Source organism: Acidovorax sp. FHTAMBA (assembly GCF_038958875.1).
Classification (GTDB): domain Bacteria; phylum Pseudomonadota; class Gammaproteobacteria; order Burkholderiales; family Burkholderiaceae_C; genus Acidovorax.
This window is the reverse complement of sequence record NZ_CP152407.1, coordinates 2043518-2062185: the sequence shown is the minus strand read 5'-3', so window position 1 is coordinate 2062185 and position 18668 is coordinate 2043518. Positions and strand designations below refer to the sequence as shown.

16 protein-coding genes are annotated in these 18668 nt (G+C 67.3%); 2 read left to right on the top strand and 14 right to left on the bottom strand.

Annotated features, from left to right (window positions below; genetic code table 11):
• The first annotated feature begins 642 nt into the window (after positions 1-642).
• Positions 643-1689, top strand: a complete 1047-nt coding sequence (locus AAFF19_RS09690) for an alpha/beta fold hydrolase (RefSeq protein WP_245610633.1) — start codon at positions 643-645, stop codon at positions 1687-1689.
• A 358-nt stretch (positions 1690-2047) separates the two neighbouring features.
• Here AAFF19_RS09690 and AAFF19_RS09685 read toward each other — a convergent pair whose 3' ends face one another.
• The 11 genes from AAFF19_RS09685 to AAFF19_RS09635 form a co-directional block, all read right to left on the bottom strand.
• The gene (locus AAFF19_RS09685) at positions 2048-3331 is read right to left on the bottom strand and encodes a citrate/2-methylcitrate synthase (protein WP_060987783.1); all 1284 of its coding nucleotides are present in this window, start codon (positions 3329-3331) and stop codon (positions 2048-2050) included.
• 447 nt (positions 3332-3778) lie between these two features.
• Positions 3779-4282 carry a MarR family transcriptional regulator gene (locus AAFF19_RS09680; RefSeq protein WP_051952865.1) on the bottom strand — a complete coding sequence of 168 codons (504 nt, stop codon included), beginning with the start codon at positions 4280-4282 and terminating at the stop codon, positions 3779-3781.
• Positions 4283-4955: 673 nt separating this feature from the next.
• Complete coding sequence (locus AAFF19_RS09675) at positions 4956-6125, bottom strand: alpha-hydroxy acid oxidase (RefSeq protein ID WP_038201580.1); 1170 nt, start codon at positions 6123-6125, stop codon at positions 4956-4958.
• A gap of 9 nt (positions 6126-6134) precedes the next feature.
• Complete coding sequence (locus AAFF19_RS09670; protein ID WP_051952863.1) at positions 6135-7097, bottom strand: tripartite tricarboxylate transporter substrate binding protein; 963 nt, start codon at positions 7095-7097, stop codon at positions 6135-6137.
• A 189-nt stretch (positions 7098-7286) separates the two neighbouring features.
• The gene (locus AAFF19_RS09665; RefSeq protein ID WP_038201577.1) at positions 7287-8207 is read right to left on the bottom strand and encodes a LysR family transcriptional regulator; all 921 of its coding nucleotides are present in this window, start codon (positions 8205-8207) and stop codon (positions 7287-7289) included.
• 184 nt (positions 8208-8391) lie between these two features.
• A complete protein-coding gene (locus tag AAFF19_RS09660) occupies positions 8392-9570 on the bottom strand; it encodes a Gfo/Idh/MocA family oxidoreductase (RefSeq protein WP_038201574.1) in 1179 nt (392 codons plus the stop codon).
• Entirely contained in the window at positions 9567-10544 is a 978-nt protein-coding gene (locus AAFF19_RS09655; protein ID WP_038201571.1) for a PDR/VanB family oxidoreductase, read from the bottom strand. The genes AAFF19_RS09660 and AAFF19_RS09655 overlap by 4 nt, the downstream gene beginning before the upstream one ends.
• 11 nt (positions 10545-10555) lie before the next feature.
• Entirely contained in the window at positions 10556-11533 is a 978-nt protein-coding gene (locus tag AAFF19_RS09650) for a tripartite tricarboxylate transporter substrate-binding protein (protein WP_038201568.1), read from the bottom strand.
• Between the two features lie 31 nt (positions 11534-11564).
• Positions 11565-12554 (bottom strand): ABC transporter substrate-binding protein, encoded by a 990-nt coding sequence (locus AAFF19_RS09645; protein ID WP_038201565.1) that lies wholly within the window; start codon positions 12552-12554, stop codon positions 11565-11567.
• Positions 12555-12558: 4 nt separating this feature from the next.
• Positions 12559-13878, bottom strand: a complete 1320-nt coding sequence (locus AAFF19_RS09640; RefSeq protein ID WP_026062143.1) for a Rieske 2Fe-2S domain-containing protein — start codon at positions 13876-13878, stop codon at positions 12559-12561.
• Positions 13879-13920: 42 nt separating this feature from the next.
• Entirely contained in the window at positions 13921-14382 is a 462-nt protein-coding gene (locus AAFF19_RS09635; RefSeq protein ID WP_017404446.1) for a hemerythrin domain-containing protein, read from the bottom strand.
• A gap of 369 nt (positions 14383-14751) precedes the next feature.
• On the opposite strand from AAFF19_RS09635, the gene nadC reads away from it, so the two are divergent.
• Entirely contained in the window at positions 14752-15609 is an 858-nt protein-coding gene (gene nadC, locus AAFF19_RS09630) for a carboxylating nicotinate-nucleotide diphosphorylase (protein WP_245610631.1), read from the top strand.
• A 435-nt stretch (positions 15610-16044) separates the two neighbouring features.
• On the opposite strand, the gene AAFF19_RS09625 is transcribed toward nadC, so the two are convergent.
• The 3 genes from AAFF19_RS09625 to AAFF19_RS09615 are packed head-to-tail and all read right to left on the bottom strand — an operon-like array spanning position 16045 to position 18663.
• The gene (locus AAFF19_RS09625) at positions 16045-17037 is read right to left on the bottom strand and encodes a tripartite tricarboxylate transporter substrate-binding protein (protein ID WP_060987785.1); all 993 of its coding nucleotides are present in this window, start codon (positions 17035-17037) and stop codon (positions 16045-16047) included.
• Between the two features lie 13 nt (positions 17038-17050).
• On the bottom strand, positions 17051-18046 hold the full coding sequence (locus AAFF19_RS09620; RefSeq protein WP_038201555.1) for a Bug family tripartite tricarboxylate transporter substrate binding protein: 996 nt from the start codon (positions 18044-18046) through the stop codon (positions 17051-17053).
• Positions 18043-18663 carry a 2-hydroxychromene-2-carboxylate isomerase gene (locus AAFF19_RS09615; protein WP_051952857.1) on the bottom strand — a complete coding sequence of 207 codons (621 nt, stop codon included), beginning with the start codon at positions 18661-18663 and terminating at the stop codon, positions 18043-18045. Before AAFF19_RS09615 ends, AAFF19_RS09620 begins: the two co-directional genes overlap by 4 nt.
• Positions 18664-18668: the final 5 nt, after the last annotated feature.

Below are 18668 nucleotides of genomic sequence, written 5' to 3'. Positions count from 1 at the left end.
TCCGTAGGGACACGGGCCTTCCTTCGCCTACCGAGCGATCATCATGTCCAGGGCCCGGCCGGCCGGAACCCTCAAGGAGCTCGCGCCTGCGGGGCGCTGGCTCCGACACGTCCTTCCACCGCGGTGCCTGGCCCCCGTAGCCCCTGTCCAACATGCGGGCTCACTGCCACCCGAGCGCACTTGCGCAACGCCTCGGGCGATCACTCCTGCGAGGAGCCAGCCAGGTCGTTCCTCGACCCCATCGACGCGAACCAGGGTGCGACCAAGGCCTTTGCCTTCATCGAGCCCGCGCAGGTGTTCCGCCATGCGCGGAAACGGGACAAGGCCCAAGACAAGCGCCTCCTGTGCCGCACGCCCTCGGCGTGCCGTACGCCATCGACATCTGCGGCATGCCGACGCAACACAGCGCCTCGAGGTCTGGAGCCAGGGCGTCGCCAAGCCAACGCTCAGCGAGGAGGTGGGGGGCTGTCGCGGCGGTTGGACGGCGCACAACAGGGTTCGCCCCAGCTTTCCTATTGTTAGTCGATTAACAATAATGCGCCGAACTGGGTCGGCCGCGCTGCGCCGTCCTCGCCAGTCGTCCCAGCGACCGCCCGGCGGTGCCAGAGTCGATGCCAATTCCACAGAGGACCAGGAGACAAGATGAACAACACGCCCCCCGCATCCCGCCGGAAGTTCTTCCGCACCAGCGCTGGCATGGGTGCCATCCTAGCCGCCGCCAGCACCGGCGCGTCCGGTGCCAGCGCGCGCGCCCACGCTGCCGTGCGGGTGCGCAACGGCTTTGTGGCCGATCCTTCGACCTACTACGAGGTTCTGGAGCCGGTCGCGAAGACCCGCAAACCGCCCATGGTGATGATCCACGGCGGGGCGCACACCGGCTCCTGCTACATGGCGACCGCCGACGGCCGCCCGGGCTGGGCGCCCTTCTTCGCGGCCCAGGGCTACCAGGTGGTGGTGCCCGACTGGGCAGGCACCGGTCGCAGCGGCTACATCCCCTACGACGAGCTGTCGGGCGAGACGGTGGTGAAGGGCCTTGGCAAGGTGCTGGCCACGCTGGACCGCCCGGCGATCGTCATGACGCATTCGATGTCGGGCCCCTTCGGCTGGAAGCTGCTCGAACTCTTCGGCGACCGCATCGTCTCCCTGGTGGCAATCGCACCTGGCGGGCCGGCCAACGTTAGCGCGCCGACCGAGTTCCTGTCCAGCACGCCGGACCACGTGGAAGTCCGCTTGGCGCCCGGCGCTCCGGTGCTCAAGCTCAGCCGCAAGCTACCCTTCGTTGCCGAACCGGGCTGGGCCACCAAGAAGCTGGTCGGCAGCAGCACGCGCTTCCCGCGCGAGTATCTGGACAGCTACCTGGCCAGCCTCACCGTCATTCCGCCCCGGTTGCTGCTGGAGCGAGTGAACTATGAGAACAGCGCGCCCCGCGTGACCGACCCCTCGGGCTACAAGGGCAAGCGCGTGGCCCTGGTCATGGGCACCAATGACGCGGACCACACGGCCGCCATCGACAAGCCCATCGTCGACTGGCTGAACGACATCGGCGCGCGCGCGGAGTTCATTCCGCTGGGCGACCGGGGCATCCAGGGCAACGGCCACATGATGATGATGGAGAGCAACAGCGACCAGTTGGCAGCCGGTATTGCGGCCTGGCTGCAGACCGGCAAGTTCACCGCCTCGGCGTCCTAGCACCTCCGGACAGCGCTCGGGCCGACGCCGCCGCGATCCAGTGGCGCAGGCTGTTAAGGCAGGCCAGGTCAGTGTCGCGCGGCAGGGCTTCCACCCGCACCATGCCCTCTTCCAACCGCCCCTCGCGCAGCGCCACTGCGCGGACGCACCGTTTGGCAGGCCGCAGCGCAACTGCGGCGTGGCCATCGCCCATCATCGGGGACTGCTCCCTGGAAAGAGAAGACGCACGAGTTCGCAGCGGCAGGCCGGCCGCCGCTAGCCCGCAATGCCCGGCGTCCAGTCCGCTCTCGCAGAGGACCGCCTCTCGGCTCTGAGCGACACAGGGCGGCGCGAGCGACCCGCACGTGCCTCGCCACGCTCATGGGCGGGGGACGTAACGGGCGCGCGGCCGCCAAAGGCCGGTCACGCTGCGCTGCTCCTCCACATGCGCAGCCCAGCCGGCCATGCGCGCCACCAGGAAGAAGACCGCAGCCGACCAGACGGGAAGCCGGAGCGCCCGCACCAGGCAGACGACGGCGAACTCATGCCTGGGATGGTCCGCGAGATTCTCCTGCGCCCACCCGACGAAATCGGTCACCTGTCGCATGTTGAAGGAGTCGTCGGCCAGCTCCGCGGCGATGGCGAGCAGGTGCCTCGCGCGCGGGTCGCCGCCCATGTAGAGCGGATGCGTGAAGCCCGGGATCCGCTGCGCCCGCTGGTGCAGCCGCAGGGCCTTGTCACGCAGCGCTGTCGCGGACGGTCTTGCGGTGAGGAAGCGGTCCACGACCGCATAGTGCCCGGCGATCTCGGTGCCGGCGCTTGCGCAGATGCCCACGGCGATACAGTCGAAAAGGTTCGCGCCTCCCGAGGCCGCCGCGCGGACGGCCAGGGTGCCGGGCGGCAGTTCGTGGTCAGCGAGAAGCACGAGCAGCGCGTTCACCGCCCGGATCCGCGCGGGCGTGGTCTCGCACCCGAAGGAGCGGATCAGCGTCGATGCGATCGATTCGGAGCGATCCGGCAGCGTCAGCGCTCTGGCCGGGCCGACACATCCCAGCGCTTGCGCCACCGCACAGATCAGCAGGCGCGCCTCTTGCGCGACACCCGCGTCCTGGGCACCGCCGCCCGACATCCGGCGGGTGCGCTCCAACTGGAGAGCCAGCATCGCAAGCGACCCGTACACGCGGTGAGGATCAGCGCCGTGCAGGATCCGCAAACCGGCTTCGCGTGCCAGTGCCTGGTCGCGCGGCGGGATTCTCCAGGCGCTGGCCCTGTCGACATCGAGCGGAGCACCCCACAGCAGCTCGCAGACACGCTCGAACGGAACGCCCTGCCGCGCGAGGTCGCTGGCCAGGTAGCCCCGGTACGCAGGACCCGCCTCGGTGATTTCCGTGATACCGCTGCTGACGATGGGTGGCCCATGGTCCATCGCACCGGCCGCCGCCGCAGCATGGCCCGCGCGGGCGGCCGCGCGCGCGACCACCCGTTCGATGTCCGAGCGGCTGTACAGGTGCGCCTTGGTTCCGGGCTGGGGCACGCTGCGGATGGCCCCCCTGCTCACATAGGCGTAGAGCGTCTGCGGGCGGACGCCCAGAAGGGCAAGACTGGCCTTCGCATCCAGGAAATCCGGCTGCCGGCCCGACGTGGGATCGGGGCATGTGCTCATGTGGGCTCCGCGCGATTCCGGCGTTCGCCGGCACGGAAATCCCGAAACCGCGCTATGTCTCCGTAGGCCTAATCATTAGGTATCTAATTATCTCACAGGCTGCCGGGCAGGAGGCGGCGGCACCGGACAGGCGGTTCCGGCGTGCGTTCCATGGGGCATCCATGCCTCTCGCCCGTGGTGCGCGGGGCCCGCGACGCGGCACTGCCGAAGCGCCGGCGCGAACGTCGCGCTCCCGGGCGGTCCGCGAGCGCCGCAGCGGATGCCTTCGGCGATGGCGGCAACCACCGGTGGCCCCCAGACGCGGCCCGATGCGGCACGGTTTCGCCCGGGCGCACTGCGCTATGGCGGGCCCGATGCATCTGAGGGATGGGCAGAGCGTGGCGGCGCCCCGAGGCGCAGTTCGCTTCCACGACGTCGCACCCAGGGCGCGGCCAGCGTCAACGCGAGCTACGTTCTTGCGGATGACTGGGCGGCCGGCGCGCGCTTCGGATCATCCTGGATGCATTCGTCGCTCGCCAGGTTGTCGATGATCTTCAGCAGCGAGCGCCGCACGATGCTGATGTGGGCATCCGTCAGGGATCTGACGGCGAGCGCGTTGACCTCCTCGGCCAAGGGCACGAGCTTCGCCTTGAGGCGCTTGCCCGCCGGCGTCAGGAACACGTAGATGCTCTTGCGGTTGTCGGGACGCTGCTTTCGCAGGACATACCCGAGTTCCTCCATGGCCTTGAGGGCGATCGCCGTGGTGGGCGCCATCACACCGGCCTCCGCGCTCAACTCGGCCTGGGTGAGCCCGTCCTTCTCCCAGAGAATCCGCAGGAATGTCCAATGGCCGAGCTGGACGTCGTGGCGCGCGAGACGGGTCTGCAGCGATCGCAGGAAGGAACGCGTCGCGTCCTTTACCAGATGCGCCAAACGGTCGTCGGGAACGCCCTCATGCCAGTGCTGCAGCATACGGCTCGCTACCTCCGCCGACTCTTTCCCTGCCTTTTTTGCCAATTTTCATTCCTCAATGCATCCCAACGGACACTCTGCCCGGCCGACCCCCTGCAAGACAGCGGCGATCGGCGACATGAACGAGCCGACGGACACGAAGAAGCGGGAGGAGGTTGAAAAGGTGCTGCCCAAGCCAAGCGGACCGCACAATATAGCACCGTACATTCTGCTGTTCCCAGTAGGCGACACGCTGATCCAGATCACAAAACCATACGGTTGCACGGGCGAAGGCGAGACGACGCCAGCGCTTTCGTTCTGGCGAGCTACGGGCTTTGCGCCCCCCTTCGCACGCTCGGCCCCAGGCTACGCGCACGCGTCTACGCGTCGACCTTTGACACGCGGTGCCCAGTCCGCCGGAGGCTGCAGGGGTGGATTGGCTTCAGCGCCCCGCTCCGCGGCTGCGCCGCGGGGTATGCGCACGCGTGAATTGCGCACCCCGTGTCCAGACCACAGTGCCTGCGACGAGCCGCCCGCAGCTGGCGCCTGCGGGCGTCGCGAACTGCGAGACCCGTGTGACATCACGGACCGCCGAAGACGCCGCCACGCCGCCCCCACCGCGTGGCTTGTGCTGCCGACGCCGCTACGGGTCTTCTCCGACCCGGGGCGAGAACATGCAGTCCCTCCCGACGCGTCATGGCGGCTGCGTTCCTACGAGCTGGCGCCCCAGCGCGCCCACCGAGTCCACCCCCAGCAAGCCCATGACGCGATCCGTCTCCTGCAGGAGGATCTCCAGCGCGCGGCCTGCGCCGGCCTCCCCCGCCGCTGCAACGCCGTACAGGGGCGCCCGGCCCAACAGCACGCCGTGCGCACCGAGGGCGAGCGCCTTGACGATGTCGGAGCCCCGCCGGAAGCCGCTGTCGACCAGGACAGGCATGCCGCCGGATGCGGCGACCACAGAGGGCAGCACGTCAAGCGTCGCGGGCATGCCGTCCAGGCTGCGGCCCCCATGGTTGGATACCACGACGGCGTCCGCCCCATGGGAGGCGGCCAGACGCGCGTCGTCCGCGGTGAGGATGCCCTTGATCACCAAGGGGCCCGTCCACTGCGAGCGAAGCCAAGCGATGTCCTCCCAGCTGTAGAACGGATTGCGCTGGGCGCGCGTATAGGCGGCCAGCGCGTACGCGTCGGAGCCCGGCGGCAGGAACTCGGCAAGGTTCTCGAAGCGCGGCATGCCGCGGGCGAACCAGGTGGACACGACCCAATGCGGATGGGTCACCGCGTCCCAGACGATGCGCGGAGAAAAATGCAGTGCATGGGCGAACCGGTTCCGCACATCCCGCTCGCGGTTGCCCGGGATCAGCGAATCGACCGTGACCATGAGTGCGCAGTAGCCGGCCGCGCGTGCGCGCGCCAGCAGCCTGGTCGCGACCTCGCGTCCGCCCCACGGATAGAGCTGGAAGAACTTGGGTCCGTCCGATACCCTTGCCACGGCCTCGATGTCGTTGTTCGAGCCGGCGGACAGCGAGAACCCCACGCCCGCCGCTGCGGCCGCGCGCGCCAGCATGAGGTCCGCGTCCGGCACGTAGATCCCGTTGAGGCCCGTCGGCCCGATCATGAAGGGCGCCGCGAGCCGCTGGCCGAACAGCGTGATGGACAGGTCGCGCGAGCCCTTGCCCGTGACCATGCGCGGCAGGAGGTGATAGCGGTCGAAGGCCGCGCGGTTGCGCCGCAGCGTCACCTCGTCCTCCGCGCCGCCTTCCAGGTAGTCCCAGATCACCTTCGGCAGCCGCCTCTTCGCCAGCCGGCGGAGATCCTCGATGTTGACGACCGAAGGAGGCTGCAGTTTGCGATGTGAATGCATGCGCCTTGCCTACTCCGCGCGGATTCCCGCCGCCTGGATGATCGGCCGCCAGCGCGCGATCTCGCTGGAGATCAGGTCCATGAACATCTGCGGCGGCCCGGGCGTGACGTCGACGCCCTGCGATTGCAGGCTCGCGCGCGTGGAAGTGTCGGCCAGGGCCTTGTTCAGCGCCGCGTTCAGCTTGGCGACGGCCGCATCCGGCGTGCCCGCCGGCGCCATGATCCCGTACCAGGCGCTGGCCTCCACGCCGGGCAGCCCGGCCTCGGCGGGAGTCGGCACGTCCGGCAGGGCCGGGGAGCGCCTCTCGCCCATGACGGCCAGGGCCTTCACCCGGCCGGCCTGGATCTGCGGCAACGCCGAGACGAGCGGCTCGAAGATCACCTGGATCTGGCCGGCAATGAGGTCCGTGATGGATCCCGCGCTGCCCTTGTAGGGCACATGCGTCATCTGGATGCCCGTGCGCAGCTTGAACAGTTCGCCTGCCAGGTGATGGGCGGAGCCCGTGCCGCTCGAGCCGTAGTTCACGGCGGTGGGCTGGGCCTTGGCGCGCTCGACCAGGTCGCGCAGCGACGCCGCCGGGAAGGCTTTGTTCGCAATCGCCACGAGGGGCATCATGCCGATCTGCCCCACCGGCCGGAAATCCTTCACGGGATCGAACGGGAGCTTTTCGTACATGCTCGCTGCATAGGCATGCGCCGAGGGCGTCACGATCAGCGTGTAGCCGTCGGCTGGTGACTTCGCCACGATGCCGGCCGCGAGCGTGCCGGCCGCCCCACCCCGGTTCTCGATGATCACGGGCTGCCCCAGCGAATCCCCCATCTGCTGAATGAGCGACCTGGCGATCACATCCGTGGGCCCGCCGGCCGGCGCGCCCACGAACAGGCGTATCGGCTTCGTGGGGTAGGCCGCGCCCTGCGCCCAGGCGCACGGCTGCAGTTGCAAGGTCAGGGTCGCGGCGATGAGCGACAGCATGCGCACTCTCATGAGGTATCTCCTGGATGGTTCTTCGAAGGGGGAAATGTCCCGGCGCTTGCGCCCGCCGGGTGCCCGGCGCGATCCCGGACGCTCGGTGCGGCGGACAGGCCAGCGGGCCTGGGAGGAAGCGCAGCACCGCCCGCGGGCACGCGTGGGGAACGTGGCCGGCTCCGTGGCGGCGCGCTCCTAGTCAAGCACCCGCCTCTGCAGCGTGTCCCGCACCAGCGTCCGCAGCCAACGGTGCGCCGGATCCTCGTGGTGGCGCCTGTGCCATATCTGGATCACCTCCACGCTGGGCGATGCGAACGGCAGCGGCAGGGCCGCGATGCCCTCCTTGCCCTCGAACGCGCCGGCGAGGTCCATGGGAATGATGGCCGTCAACCCGGTCTGCGGGATGATGGTCAGCAGGCCGAGGTAGTGCGGGATCGTGGCCACCACGTTGCGGTGAATACCCATCGCGGCCATGGCCTTCTCGATGACCTCCTGGCTGCGCCCTTCCGTCCGCACCGCGACATGCAGCGCCGACTGGAAGGAAGCAAGGTCCAGCTCGCCGCGCGCGGCGAACTCCTTGTTGCCCGTGATGCACATGAACCCGCTGTTGCGCAGCAGCCGCTGCTGGAAGACGCCGCCGTTCTTGATGTCGGGGAAGTACCCGATCGCGAGATCGACGCCCCCCGATTCCAGCCCCTCCTCCAGCTTCTCCACGATCGGCGACACCGTGCGCAGCCGCACGCACGGCGCCTGCCTGCGCACGGCATTGATCACCATCGGCAGATAGCAGGTCTCGCCGACATCCGTCATGCAGATCGTGAACAGGCGCGACGAGGTGCGCAGGTCCAGCGCCACCTTGGAGAAGATCTGGCGGCGGGCCAGCTCGAGGGCCTGGCGGATGGGCTCCGCGACTTCCAGCGCCTTCGCCGTCGGCTGCATCTCATTCTTGACGCGCACGAACATGGGGTCGTCGAACGCCTTGCGCATCTTCGACAGCGCGTGGCTCATCGAGGGCTGGCTCAGCTGCAGCCGCTCGCCGGCCTTGGAGACGCTGCGGGTCTCCATGAGCGCCTCGAAGACGACGAGCAGATTGAGGTCCTCGTGGGATGGTTGCATCTTGGCCTACCCTTTGGCTGGATCGATGGGAATCTCCCCGGTCTCGCGCGGCGCGCCATGGAAACCCAGGCCGCCGCGAGGTGCGGGCAGGCGCCTGAACCGGCCCCGGCGGCCCGCACGCGCCGGTGCCTTCGCCAGGCGCGGCCTGCACGCGGGGCGCCACGGCGCACGCAGGGGCGTCGCCTCAGCGCAGCAGTTCCACGTCCTCGCCGGAGCCCGCCGACTCGAGCAGCGCCAGGCACACCTCGAGCGTGGAGCGCGCCCATTCGCCGTCATGCAGAGGCGCGACCCCATTCACGACGGCGTCGTACAGTTCGTCGATGACTTCGAAGCGGGGCACCGCGGGCCGGCCCAGCGGCCTCCGCTCCCTCGTGAGGTCCCCGTACACGCAGACGCTGTCGGGCAACGGGCGAATATCGCCGCGCTCGCAGGACACCACGACCGGCCCGAAATGCTGGTGCCACGCCGGCGGCGCATCCGCGGGCGCGGGCACGTAGCCGGGTCCGCCATAGGTGCCCGCCGCCTTCAGGCGCGCCTCCTCCTCCGGCGAGCCCACGGTCGCCAGCTTGCGGCGCGCGGCGCCGTACGCCTCGGGCGACTTGTCGGCGCCCATCTCGCCGATCCAGCCGCACCATTCGTCCGAGTCGAAATGCCCGTAGCCGTTGTAGCTGACGCTGGCGAACGCCCCGCCCTCGAACCACAGCAGGGCCGAATAGGCGCCCTGCGTCGGGCGCCTGGCATCCCAGTCGCCCGTGATCGCGCGCACGCGGCTGACCCGCGTGCCGGCGAGCAGGCGCACGATGTCGACCTGGTGGGCGGCCTGGCTGAACACCACGCCGCCGCCCTCTTCCGTGCGCAGTTCCTCGGGGCGCCGCGGCCGATAGAGGAAGTCGGTGTAGTTGAGCGCGTGGATCATGCGCACCCGCCCGAGCTCGCCGCCCAGTGCGATCTCGCGTGCGCGCAGGTACGGCGTGTCGAAGCTGTGGCAGTGGCCGACGATCAGGTGCACCCCGGCGTCCCGGCAGTCCCGGATCATCGCATCGCAGTCGCCGAGGGACAGCGCCATGGGCTTTTCCACGAGCACGTGCTTGCCGTGCCGGGCGGCGATGCGCGCCTGCTCCGCATGGAACTGGTGCGGGCTGGCGATGTAGATCGCATCCACATCCGGATCGGACGCCAGGCCTTCGATGTCCGGGTACACCGGCGCCTCGAAATCGCTCGCGAAGCGGGTGCGCGCCGGCTCGCGCGGATCGCAGGCCGCCACCAGCCGCACGCGCGCGTCGCGCTGGAGCGTGGGCAGCATGAGCGTGAAGGCGCGGCCGAGGCCGGCCACGCCGAGTCGAAGCGGGCGAGCGGCGTTCACAGGTCGATCACCAGTTCGTCGGACCTGGCCCGGGAGACGCAGATCATGATCTGGCTGTCCATCTCCTCGGGCAGCAGCACCATGTCCCGGTGGTCCGCCTCGCCGCCCAGCAGCTTCGTGCGGCAGGTGCCGCAGGTGCCGCTCTCGCACGAGGACGCCGCGTTGCAGCCGTGCTCGTGGAGCACCGCCAAAATGGACTTGCCGACGGGCACCTCGAATGCCGCGCCCGAGCTGGCCAGCCTCACCATGAAGGGCTTGTCGTCGGGCCGCACGCCGCCGCCCTCGTTGAAGCTCTCGAAGTGCACGTTGGCCGGCGACCAGTGTCCCGTCATGTCGCGCACCGCCTCCATCAGCGCGCGCGGGCCGCAGCAGTACACGTGGGCCGTGTTGGGCTTCTCCAGCACCGGCCAGAGGTCGAAGGCGCGCGCGGGGTCCCCGTGGCTGTGGTGGATCCGCACGCGGCTCTTGAGCTCGGCGGCGCCGAGCTCCTCGCGGAAGGCCGCGGTCTCGGGAAAGCGCGTCAGGTAGATGAGCTTCCACGGTGCCGGCGGCAGTTCGCCGAACGAGCGGATCATGGACAGGATGGGGGTGATGCCGATGCCGCCCGCGATGAAGAGATAGCCCTTGGCATTCTCGACCAGCGGGAAGGCGTTCGAAGGCAGCGACGTGGGCAGCGTGTCCCCCTCGTGCAGCTCCTCGTGCATGGAGAGCGAGCCGCCCTGCCCCTCGGGATCGCGCTTGACGGCGATGACGTAGCGGTGACGCTCCGCGGGATCGTTGCACAGCGAATACTTGCGCAGCATGCCATTGGGGGCCTGGACCTTGACGTGCGATCCCGGCGTGAACGGCGGCAGCGCGCTGCCATCGGGCTGTACCAGCTCGAAGCTGCGGATGTCGCGCGCCACGTCGAGGATCCGCGCCACGCGCAGCGGCATCTGCGTGTCGGAATGGGTTGGGGGTGGGGTGACCGTCATGGCGCGCGGGACTACTCGGCCTTCAGCTGGGCACGCGCGGCGGCGTCGGTCACCTGGGCCTTCTCGGCGCTCAGCGCCCGCGCGAGCTGTTCGGGCGTTCCGCCCGCCGGGTCGACGCCCGCGGTGCGCAGCTGCTCGATGACCTCGGGGACCTTCACGATCTTGTTGATCTCGGCATTGATCTTGGAGATGACCTGCTTCGGCGTACCGGTCTTGGCCAGCACCGCGACCGTGAACGCGAAATCGAAGCCGGGGATCTTTTCCGCGAGCGCGGGCATCTGCGGCGCCAGTGGGGAACGCGTCGTCGAGTTGGTGGCCAGCAGGCGGGCCTGGCCCGACTTGACGAAGCCCATGAGCGAGGGCGGCGAGGCGAAGACCATGTCCACCTGCTCGCCGATCATCGCGGGGACCGAAATGGCGCTGCCCCTGAACGGGATGTGCGTCATCGAGATGCCCAGGCTGGCGTTCATCGCCTCCATCGTCAGGTGGTGGATGCTGCCGTTGCCTGCGGAGCCGTAGTTGAGGCCCCCCGGCTTCGCCTTGGCCAGCGCGACGAGCTCGTCCAGCGTGTTCGCCTTGACGTTCGCGTTGACGGCGAGGAACAGCGGTGCCTTGCCGACGAGGACGATCGGCACGAAGTCGCTGGACGCGTCATAGGTGATCTTCTTGTTGATCAGCGGCGTGATCGAGAGCATCGGCCCGTCGGTCACCAGCAGCGTGTAGCCGTCCGCCGGGGACTGCAGGAGCGCGGAGGCGGCGACCGAGCCACCCGCGCCGGGCCGGTTATCGACGTAGACCGCCTGGCCCAGCGTGTCGCCCAGCGACTTGGCGATGATCCGCGCCACGGTGTCTGGAAGGCCGCCGGCGGCATAGGGAACGACCAGCTTGATGGCGCGGCTCGGATAGGCCTGGGCATGGGCCAGGGCGCCGAAGGCGAGTTGGGCGATGCAGGCCAGGCCGACCAGCCAGGCGGGGATCTTGTGCTTCATGGGGTTGTCTCCAGTTGTGGGTGGTGCGGGATCAGATGCTGTAGGTCTCGTAGGTCGCGGGATGGAAAAGCTCGCTGACCGGCACGTGGCGGGATGACAGGCCTTGCTCGTAGTGGGCCCGGACGAAGGTCTCCAGCGTCCGGGCCGATGCCGCCACGCCGTACGACCAGAAGTCGTCCCCCATCGCCTCGCGGGCGGCCTGCAACTGCTCCTCGACGAAGGGCAGCGTGACCTTGGTGGCTGAGGTGTCCGACAGCAGCTCCAGCGCGGCGGCCTTCGACTGGGTGAAGGCCTTGACGAGCGCGGCGGGAAGCCAGGGGTGCTTGGCAGCGAGCTCCTTCCTGACCGCCGCCACGTGCATAATCGGGAACACGCCCGTGCGCCGGTAGTAGTCCTTGGCCACCGCGGTCGGGTCGTCGAACAGCCAGCCGATGTTCGGGTTCGCGAGCGCCGCCCGGCTCGGGGGGCGCGGCGCCATGAAGCCGTCGATCTCGCCGCGATCGAGCATCTGCGAGATCGTCACCCCCTCGGGCGCCTGTTCGATCCGGACGTCGTCCGGCAGCTGCAGCTTGACCTTCTCGGGCCGCCCGGGCGTCTCGATGCCCCCGCGCACCCAGGTCACGTCGGAGGGGCGCACGCCGAAGTCGTCCTGCAGGATCGCGCGCGCCCAGACGTTGGCGGTGAGCTGGTACTCGGGCAGGCCGATGCGCTTGCCCTTCAGGTCGGCCGGCTCGCGGATGCGGTCCTTGCGCACATAGATCGACGTGTGCCGGAACGCCCGCGAGAGAAAGACCGGCAGCGCGATGTAGGGGCACTCGCCCCGCGAGTGCTTCACCAGGTAGCTGGAGAACGAGAGCTCTGTGATGTCGAAATCGACGCTGCGCATCGCCCGGAAGAACATCTCCTCGGGATTGAGGAGCATGTACACGGGATCGACGCCGTCGATCTGAACGCGGCCGTCGAACAGCGCACGGGTGCGGTCGTAGTCGCCCATGGCGACGGAAAGTTGGAGTTTGCTCACGGGATCAGGACTTCACGGAATAGGAGGGTTCGAACTCGGGGCGGTCTTCGCCGTCTAGCCAGACATAGCGGGCCCCGTATGTGCGCCAGTCGGTCGTCTTGGGGACGATGGCCTGGAAGGAGCAGACGGCCGGCGTGGCCGCTTCGGCGCCGGTGCCGATGGCGGGCGCGCCTTGATCGAAGGCCTGCACGGCCTCGAGCATTTGCTTGCGGAATTCCACGATCGCGAGGTCGCTGGCGCCCAGGCGGTCATGGGTGCGGTCAGCGATGGCGCCCATGGTCAGCCACATCGCGACGTCCTGGTTTGGGAAACCGGTGATGCCCGTGAAGTTGCCGGCCTTCATGGCGTTGCGGTCCTGCCAGAACTTGTTCGCCTCGTTGCGCAGCGGGCGGTAGTTCTGGTCCAGGTCGACACCCACCGTCTGGCGCAGGAACTTGCGCCAGGTGTCGGTCTCCGGCGTCTGCGACGGGTGACCCCATGCGATGAAATAGAACGCCGTGTTCGTGTCGTCCATCGGCACGTTGATGTTGGCCACGTTGTAGCGGTTGTTGGGCGGAATCAGGGCCGTTGCCGGGGCCACGAAGACCGTCGAGCGCACGTAGTCGTTCTCTGCGGCGTTCGTGATCGGGCGGCGCAGCGCGGCATAGCGGAAGCCGAAGCCGGTGCGCTGAACCTGCATGCGCGGGGCCTTGTCGGTGGAGGGGCGCAGCCAGGTCTTGTCGGTGGCCTTCGCGCCATCGACGCGCGCGGGGACCATGTCGGAGGAGTGCAGGCTGGAGCTGTGCGCGGAGTCGATGGCGCCCTCGAGGATCTGCGCCCAGTTGCAGGGCAGCAGCACCTTCGCGATGCTCACCCGCGTGTCCGCCGTCGGCGCCCACGGCGGCGGCTGGAATTCGGGCATGGTCTCCTTCGGCCCCATGTAGGCCCACACCATGCCCGCCCATTCCTGGGTCGGGTACGCGGTGTGCTTGACCTTGTCGACCATGCCGCTCGAAGCCGGCTCGGAAGCCATCTCCAGCACGTTCCCATCGACGTCCATCTTCCAGCCGTGGTAGAGGCAGCGAAGCCCACCCTCCTCGTTGCGGCCGTAGACCAGCGACGCACGACGGTGGGGACAGTACTCATCCATGACGCCGACCCGGCCCTCGCTGTCGCGGAAGACCACGAGGTCTTCGCCGAACGCCCGCGCCTTCACCGGCGTACCGTCGGGTTCGCTCACCTCTTCCACCAGGCAGATCGGCGTCCAGTGGCGGCGCATCAGGCGTCCCATCGGGGCGTCGCCTTCGACGCGACAAAGCAGTTCGTTTTCTTCGTGAGTCATCATGATGTCATCTCATCTCTAGTGGTGGTTGATTCAGGGGTGGAACTAGCAGGCCAAGGCGGCCTCGGGCTTTCGGCCCACGCGCAACACCACGGGCTTGGCGCCGTGCTGCAGCTTGCAGAGCCAATGGGTAAGTGCCGAGTCGAGGTGCTGGACGTGGGGCGGAAGCCAGGCCGCCAGCTCGTGCGCCACGCGGCGGGCCACCTCGACCTCCCCGCGCTCCAGGCGGAGGCGCACCCCGCGCAGCGTGGAGAGCACCGCCTCGTGCTCGCTGATGTGGCAGTCGCGCGGCGGAAACGCCGTCGTGCGCATGAGCTCGTTCTCGGCCGCGAAGTGCGCGGTTGCATGCTGGAGCACCGCGTCCAGCGCCTGTGCCATCTCGGACGCAGCAGCGCGCCACATGCACTCGATCAACTCGGCCAGTTGCTCGTGTTCGTCATCGATCGCGGCATGCCCGAGCAGTAGCGAGTCTGACCAGATCGGCGCCGAGGTTTCAGTGGGCTTCATGGTGGGGAGTACCGGCACCGCTGGCGATGCCTCATTTTGTTAGTTGCCTAATGATTCTAGGTGCGCGCGTTGATCCAGGCAACGGTTTTCCCTCCGGGGTTTCCCTAGAATCATTTGGCCTCTAATAATTTTGTAAACTCGGGATCGATGTGTACGCATGGCCGTGGACTCGTGTGCGTGCGCACCGACTCGGCTCGCCGTCGGACGTCTCCCGAAGACGCGCGCGTGCCGCGAGGCCGGCAAGAGACAGTGCCCCCAGGTCCCTGCGATTTCGTTCCGCACGGACGCAAGCCATGAACCGGCGCGATGGCGCCGGCGGCTGGCGCCCCGCTGGGACGCGGCCTCCCCAGGATGGATAAAGGATCGAAAGTGACCGAGAGAGAGTTTCTGAAGCAGGTGAACCGGGACGTCGAGCGCGCACTGGACGAGGATGTCGGCCCGGGAGACCTGACCGCGGAACTGGTCCCGGCGGCCGCCCGCGCTACGGCCACCGTCACGTGCCGCCAGGCGGCAGTCGTCTGCGGCCGGCCCTGGGTCGAGGAGGTACTGCGCCGCCTGGCGCCGACGGCGCGGGCCGACTGGCGCGTACCCGACGGCGGCACCTGCGTTCCCGGCCAGGCCGTCGTGGTGGTCGAAGGCGTGGCGCGCGAGCTCCTCACCGCGGAGCGCACCTGCCTGAACTTCCTGCAGACGCTCAGCGGCGTGGCGACCAAGACCGCCCGCTATGTCAAGGAGGTCGAAGGCACACGCGCGGCCGTCCTGGACACGCGCAAGACCATCCCCGGCCTGCGCGCCGCGCAGAAGTACGCCGTGCGGTGCGGCGGCGGCCAGAACCACCGGATGGGCCTGCACGACGCCGTCCTGATCAAGGAGAACCACATCGCGGCAGCGGGCGGCCTGACGGCCGCGTTCCGCGCCGCGCAGGCGCTCGAGGGCCGCGCGTCCTTCATCCAAGTCGAGGTCGAGACGCTGCGGCAGTTGCAGGAAGCGCTCGACGCGGGCGTGGGCATGGTGCTGCTGGACAACATGCCCCTTGAGACCGTCCGCGAGGCGGTGCGGCTGGCCCGCGGCTGCTGCAGCCTGGAGGTCTCTGGCGGCGTCACCTTCGAAACGCTGCGGGCCTACGCGGAGACCGGAGTCGACCGCATCTCCGTGGGAGCACTGATCAAGGACGTCAAGGCGGTCGACTTCTCAATGCGCTTCAGCGATCGACCGGTCGAGGTTTGATCGGCACCGCGGCCACAATTCGCAGGCGGCGGCAACTGCAGGCAGCCATCGTCAAAGACCTCGACACCGCGGTCGCCACCGTATAGTAGGACGTGGAATCCGAGCACAATCTGCGCCGGTTGTTCGCGGTGCTTGCCCTCGGCCAAAACACTCGGAGGGTCGGAAACTGGGGAGTGCCGTGGCGATGGATGCCGTTGCTTTGCACCACCCAGTACCAGTGAGGCTCTCATCGACCTCAGGGGGAACGGCCGCCGTCAGATCAGGAAACCTCGCGATCTGATCAGTGACAGCAAGCTGGAACTCACGCTGGAATCGATGCATAGTGCCAAGCACCTCTCCTTCCTGCGCGAAGCTATCGCATATGTTGCTGACTTTCTGCGGGTGACGCCAAGACACACGAAAGCGCGCTCGTTACCATCCCGCAGAAGCTCTACATCAAGACTCGGCCGTGAAGCCCAATCGCTTGACGATGCCGCGCCATTTTTCATTTTGCTGACGCAGGCTTGCAGACATGGCCTCCGGCGTTGACGCTTGTGCAGTCAATCCGAAAACGGCCAAGTCGTCGATCAAGCTTTTGCGGCTCATCGCTTGCGATATGGACTGATTGGCTTTTGCAATGCTGGCAGCTGCCGTGCCCGCAGGAGCAAAAAATCCAAACCATTGATCCTCTTGCGGGTAGTCCCCCGCGAACTTCTGCTCAGAAAAGGTGGGCGTGTCAGGTGTGAAGGGGCTGCGCTTTACACCCGATGTCCCCAGAATTCGCACTCTGCCCGTGCGCTGAAACGGCAGGAAGTTGCCAGTGGGCGCGGCCATGGCAGCGATCTGCCCCCCCACCATGTCCGTGACACCAGGTGAAGCGCCACGGTAAGCAACATGCCGAAAATCGAAGTCGCCCTCCTTCCCCAGCAGCGAACCGAGGAGGTGCAATGGTGATCCCGTTCCCGGCGATCCGAAGTTGGCGTGCTCCGGATGCGCTTTGGCCCAAGCCACGAAGTCGCGGACATTGCGGACCGAATCAGGCACAAGAGGACCCACCGCCAGCGCGTCGGAGGTCAATGCAGCGGTTGAGATCGGAACCAGATCCTTGAACGGGTCATACTCCAGCTTGGCGTAGATGAATGGGTACAAGGATAAGACGGTGTCCGGTGACAACAACAACGTGTTGCCGTCGGCAGGCGCAGCTTTAACGAATGCAGCGGCCAGTCGGCCTCCAGCACCCGTTCTGTTTTCTACGACGGCTGCGGTCGCATATCCGGAGGCCACCATGGCATCCCCGAACTTCCGGCTTACGGCATCAACAACCCCACCGGCAGGGAATCCATTGACGATCCGCACCGGTTGAGAAGACTGCGCGAAAGCAGTTCCGGCCATTTGAGAGACCACCGCAGTGGCCGCCCCCCATTGCGCGAAATCGCGACGGGTAATCACAATGCTTGTCTCCTCAAGGTTGGGCGGTAAATCCGACCGTTTGGACCACGTTCTTCCAACGCCTGATGTCGCTCTTCAGGCGCTCACCCAAGTCTTCGGAGGAACTCCACGCGGGCTCCATCCCCATCAGTTCGAAGGAAGTGATCAATGAGGTGTTGAGCAATGCAGTCTTGATGGCCGAGTTGGCTCGCTGTATGACTGCCGACGGGGTTCCTGCGGGCATGAAGACGCCGAACCATTCCGTCATGTCACTCAAATCCACATTGAGTTCCTTGAAGGTGGGCACATCACGCATGAAACGTGAGCGCTTAACACCCGTGACGCCGAGCACGCGAATCTTCCCGGTCTTTAGATGCGGCAAGAATTCGCCCAGTGGTGCTGCGACCGCTGGCAAGTGTCCGCCGATCAAGTCCAGAATTGCAGGCTGGGAGCCACGATAGGCCGCATGGACCATTTGTACCCCTGACAGACGACCCAGCAGCTCACCCAACAGATGAGGCCCTGAGCCTGCTGCACCATGTCCAAAGGTGGCGGCAGCGGGAGAAGACTTTATCCACACCAGGTAGTCGCCGAGATTCTTGATGGAGTCGGGAACGGACGGGCCCACGGCAAAGCCGATCTCCGAAATTGACACGGTACCCACTGGCACCAAGTCCGCGACCGGGTCATACGCGAGGTCTTTGTAGGTGTGTGGATAGATGGCCATCATCGAAGCAGGCGTTAGCACCATTGATGCGCCGTTTGGCGCTGCGGCTTTGACATGCTGGATTGCCAAACGCGCACTTGCCCCTGTCCGATTTTCAACAATGATGGTCTGCGCATAGGCACCTTGCATGCCCTCCGCGAGTCGACGAGCTGCCACGTCGGTAGCGCCACCAGCCGCTAGCCCCACGAATATGGTGGCCATGTTAGGGCCGGGCTGCGCGGCGGTCACGCCTGGGAGCGCTGCCAAAGCAAGTGCGCTCAAGTGCACCAATGAATCACGGCGCGTGTAGCTATTCATTTTCATTTCTTGTCTCCGTTTAAGAACTGCTCTAGGAAAAACAGACGATCGTTGCCCCACCACATCTCGTCGCCCACGACCATGGTCGGGACGCCGAAGACATGTCGAAGGATGGCTTCGTCGGTGGATTCGCTGTAGGCCTGCAGACCGGCTCCGCTCTGCGTGAACGCGGCAAAATCATCGGGATCCCAACCCATCTCCTGAGCCACGGCGTGCAGGATGTTCGGATCATCCGGAGCCCGCCCGTCGCCCCATACGTGCCGAAAGGCTACGCGGACATAGTCCGACTCGTGCCCCTTGCACCGCGAGTAGTACAGGCCTGCGTTCAATCTGCTGCTGTTGAAGTTGGGCGGGAACTTCAACTCGACACCGTACAACTCAGCCCACCGCGACAAATCCTTCGCCAGGTGGGCCAGCTTCACCGGCATGTCGCGGTTGGCTGGCCCCACGTTGCCAATCGCTTTCTTGGCTCGGCTCAGATCGATGCTGCGGTAGTCGACGTGCCAGCCATGGCTGGCAGACAATCCGGCCAAGCGGTGGCGTGCCAAATAGGCATATGGACTGAGAAAGTCGAAATAGAAGCGAATCTGTGCTGGTTCGCCTGCGGCGGTCTGCTGACTCATGGCGA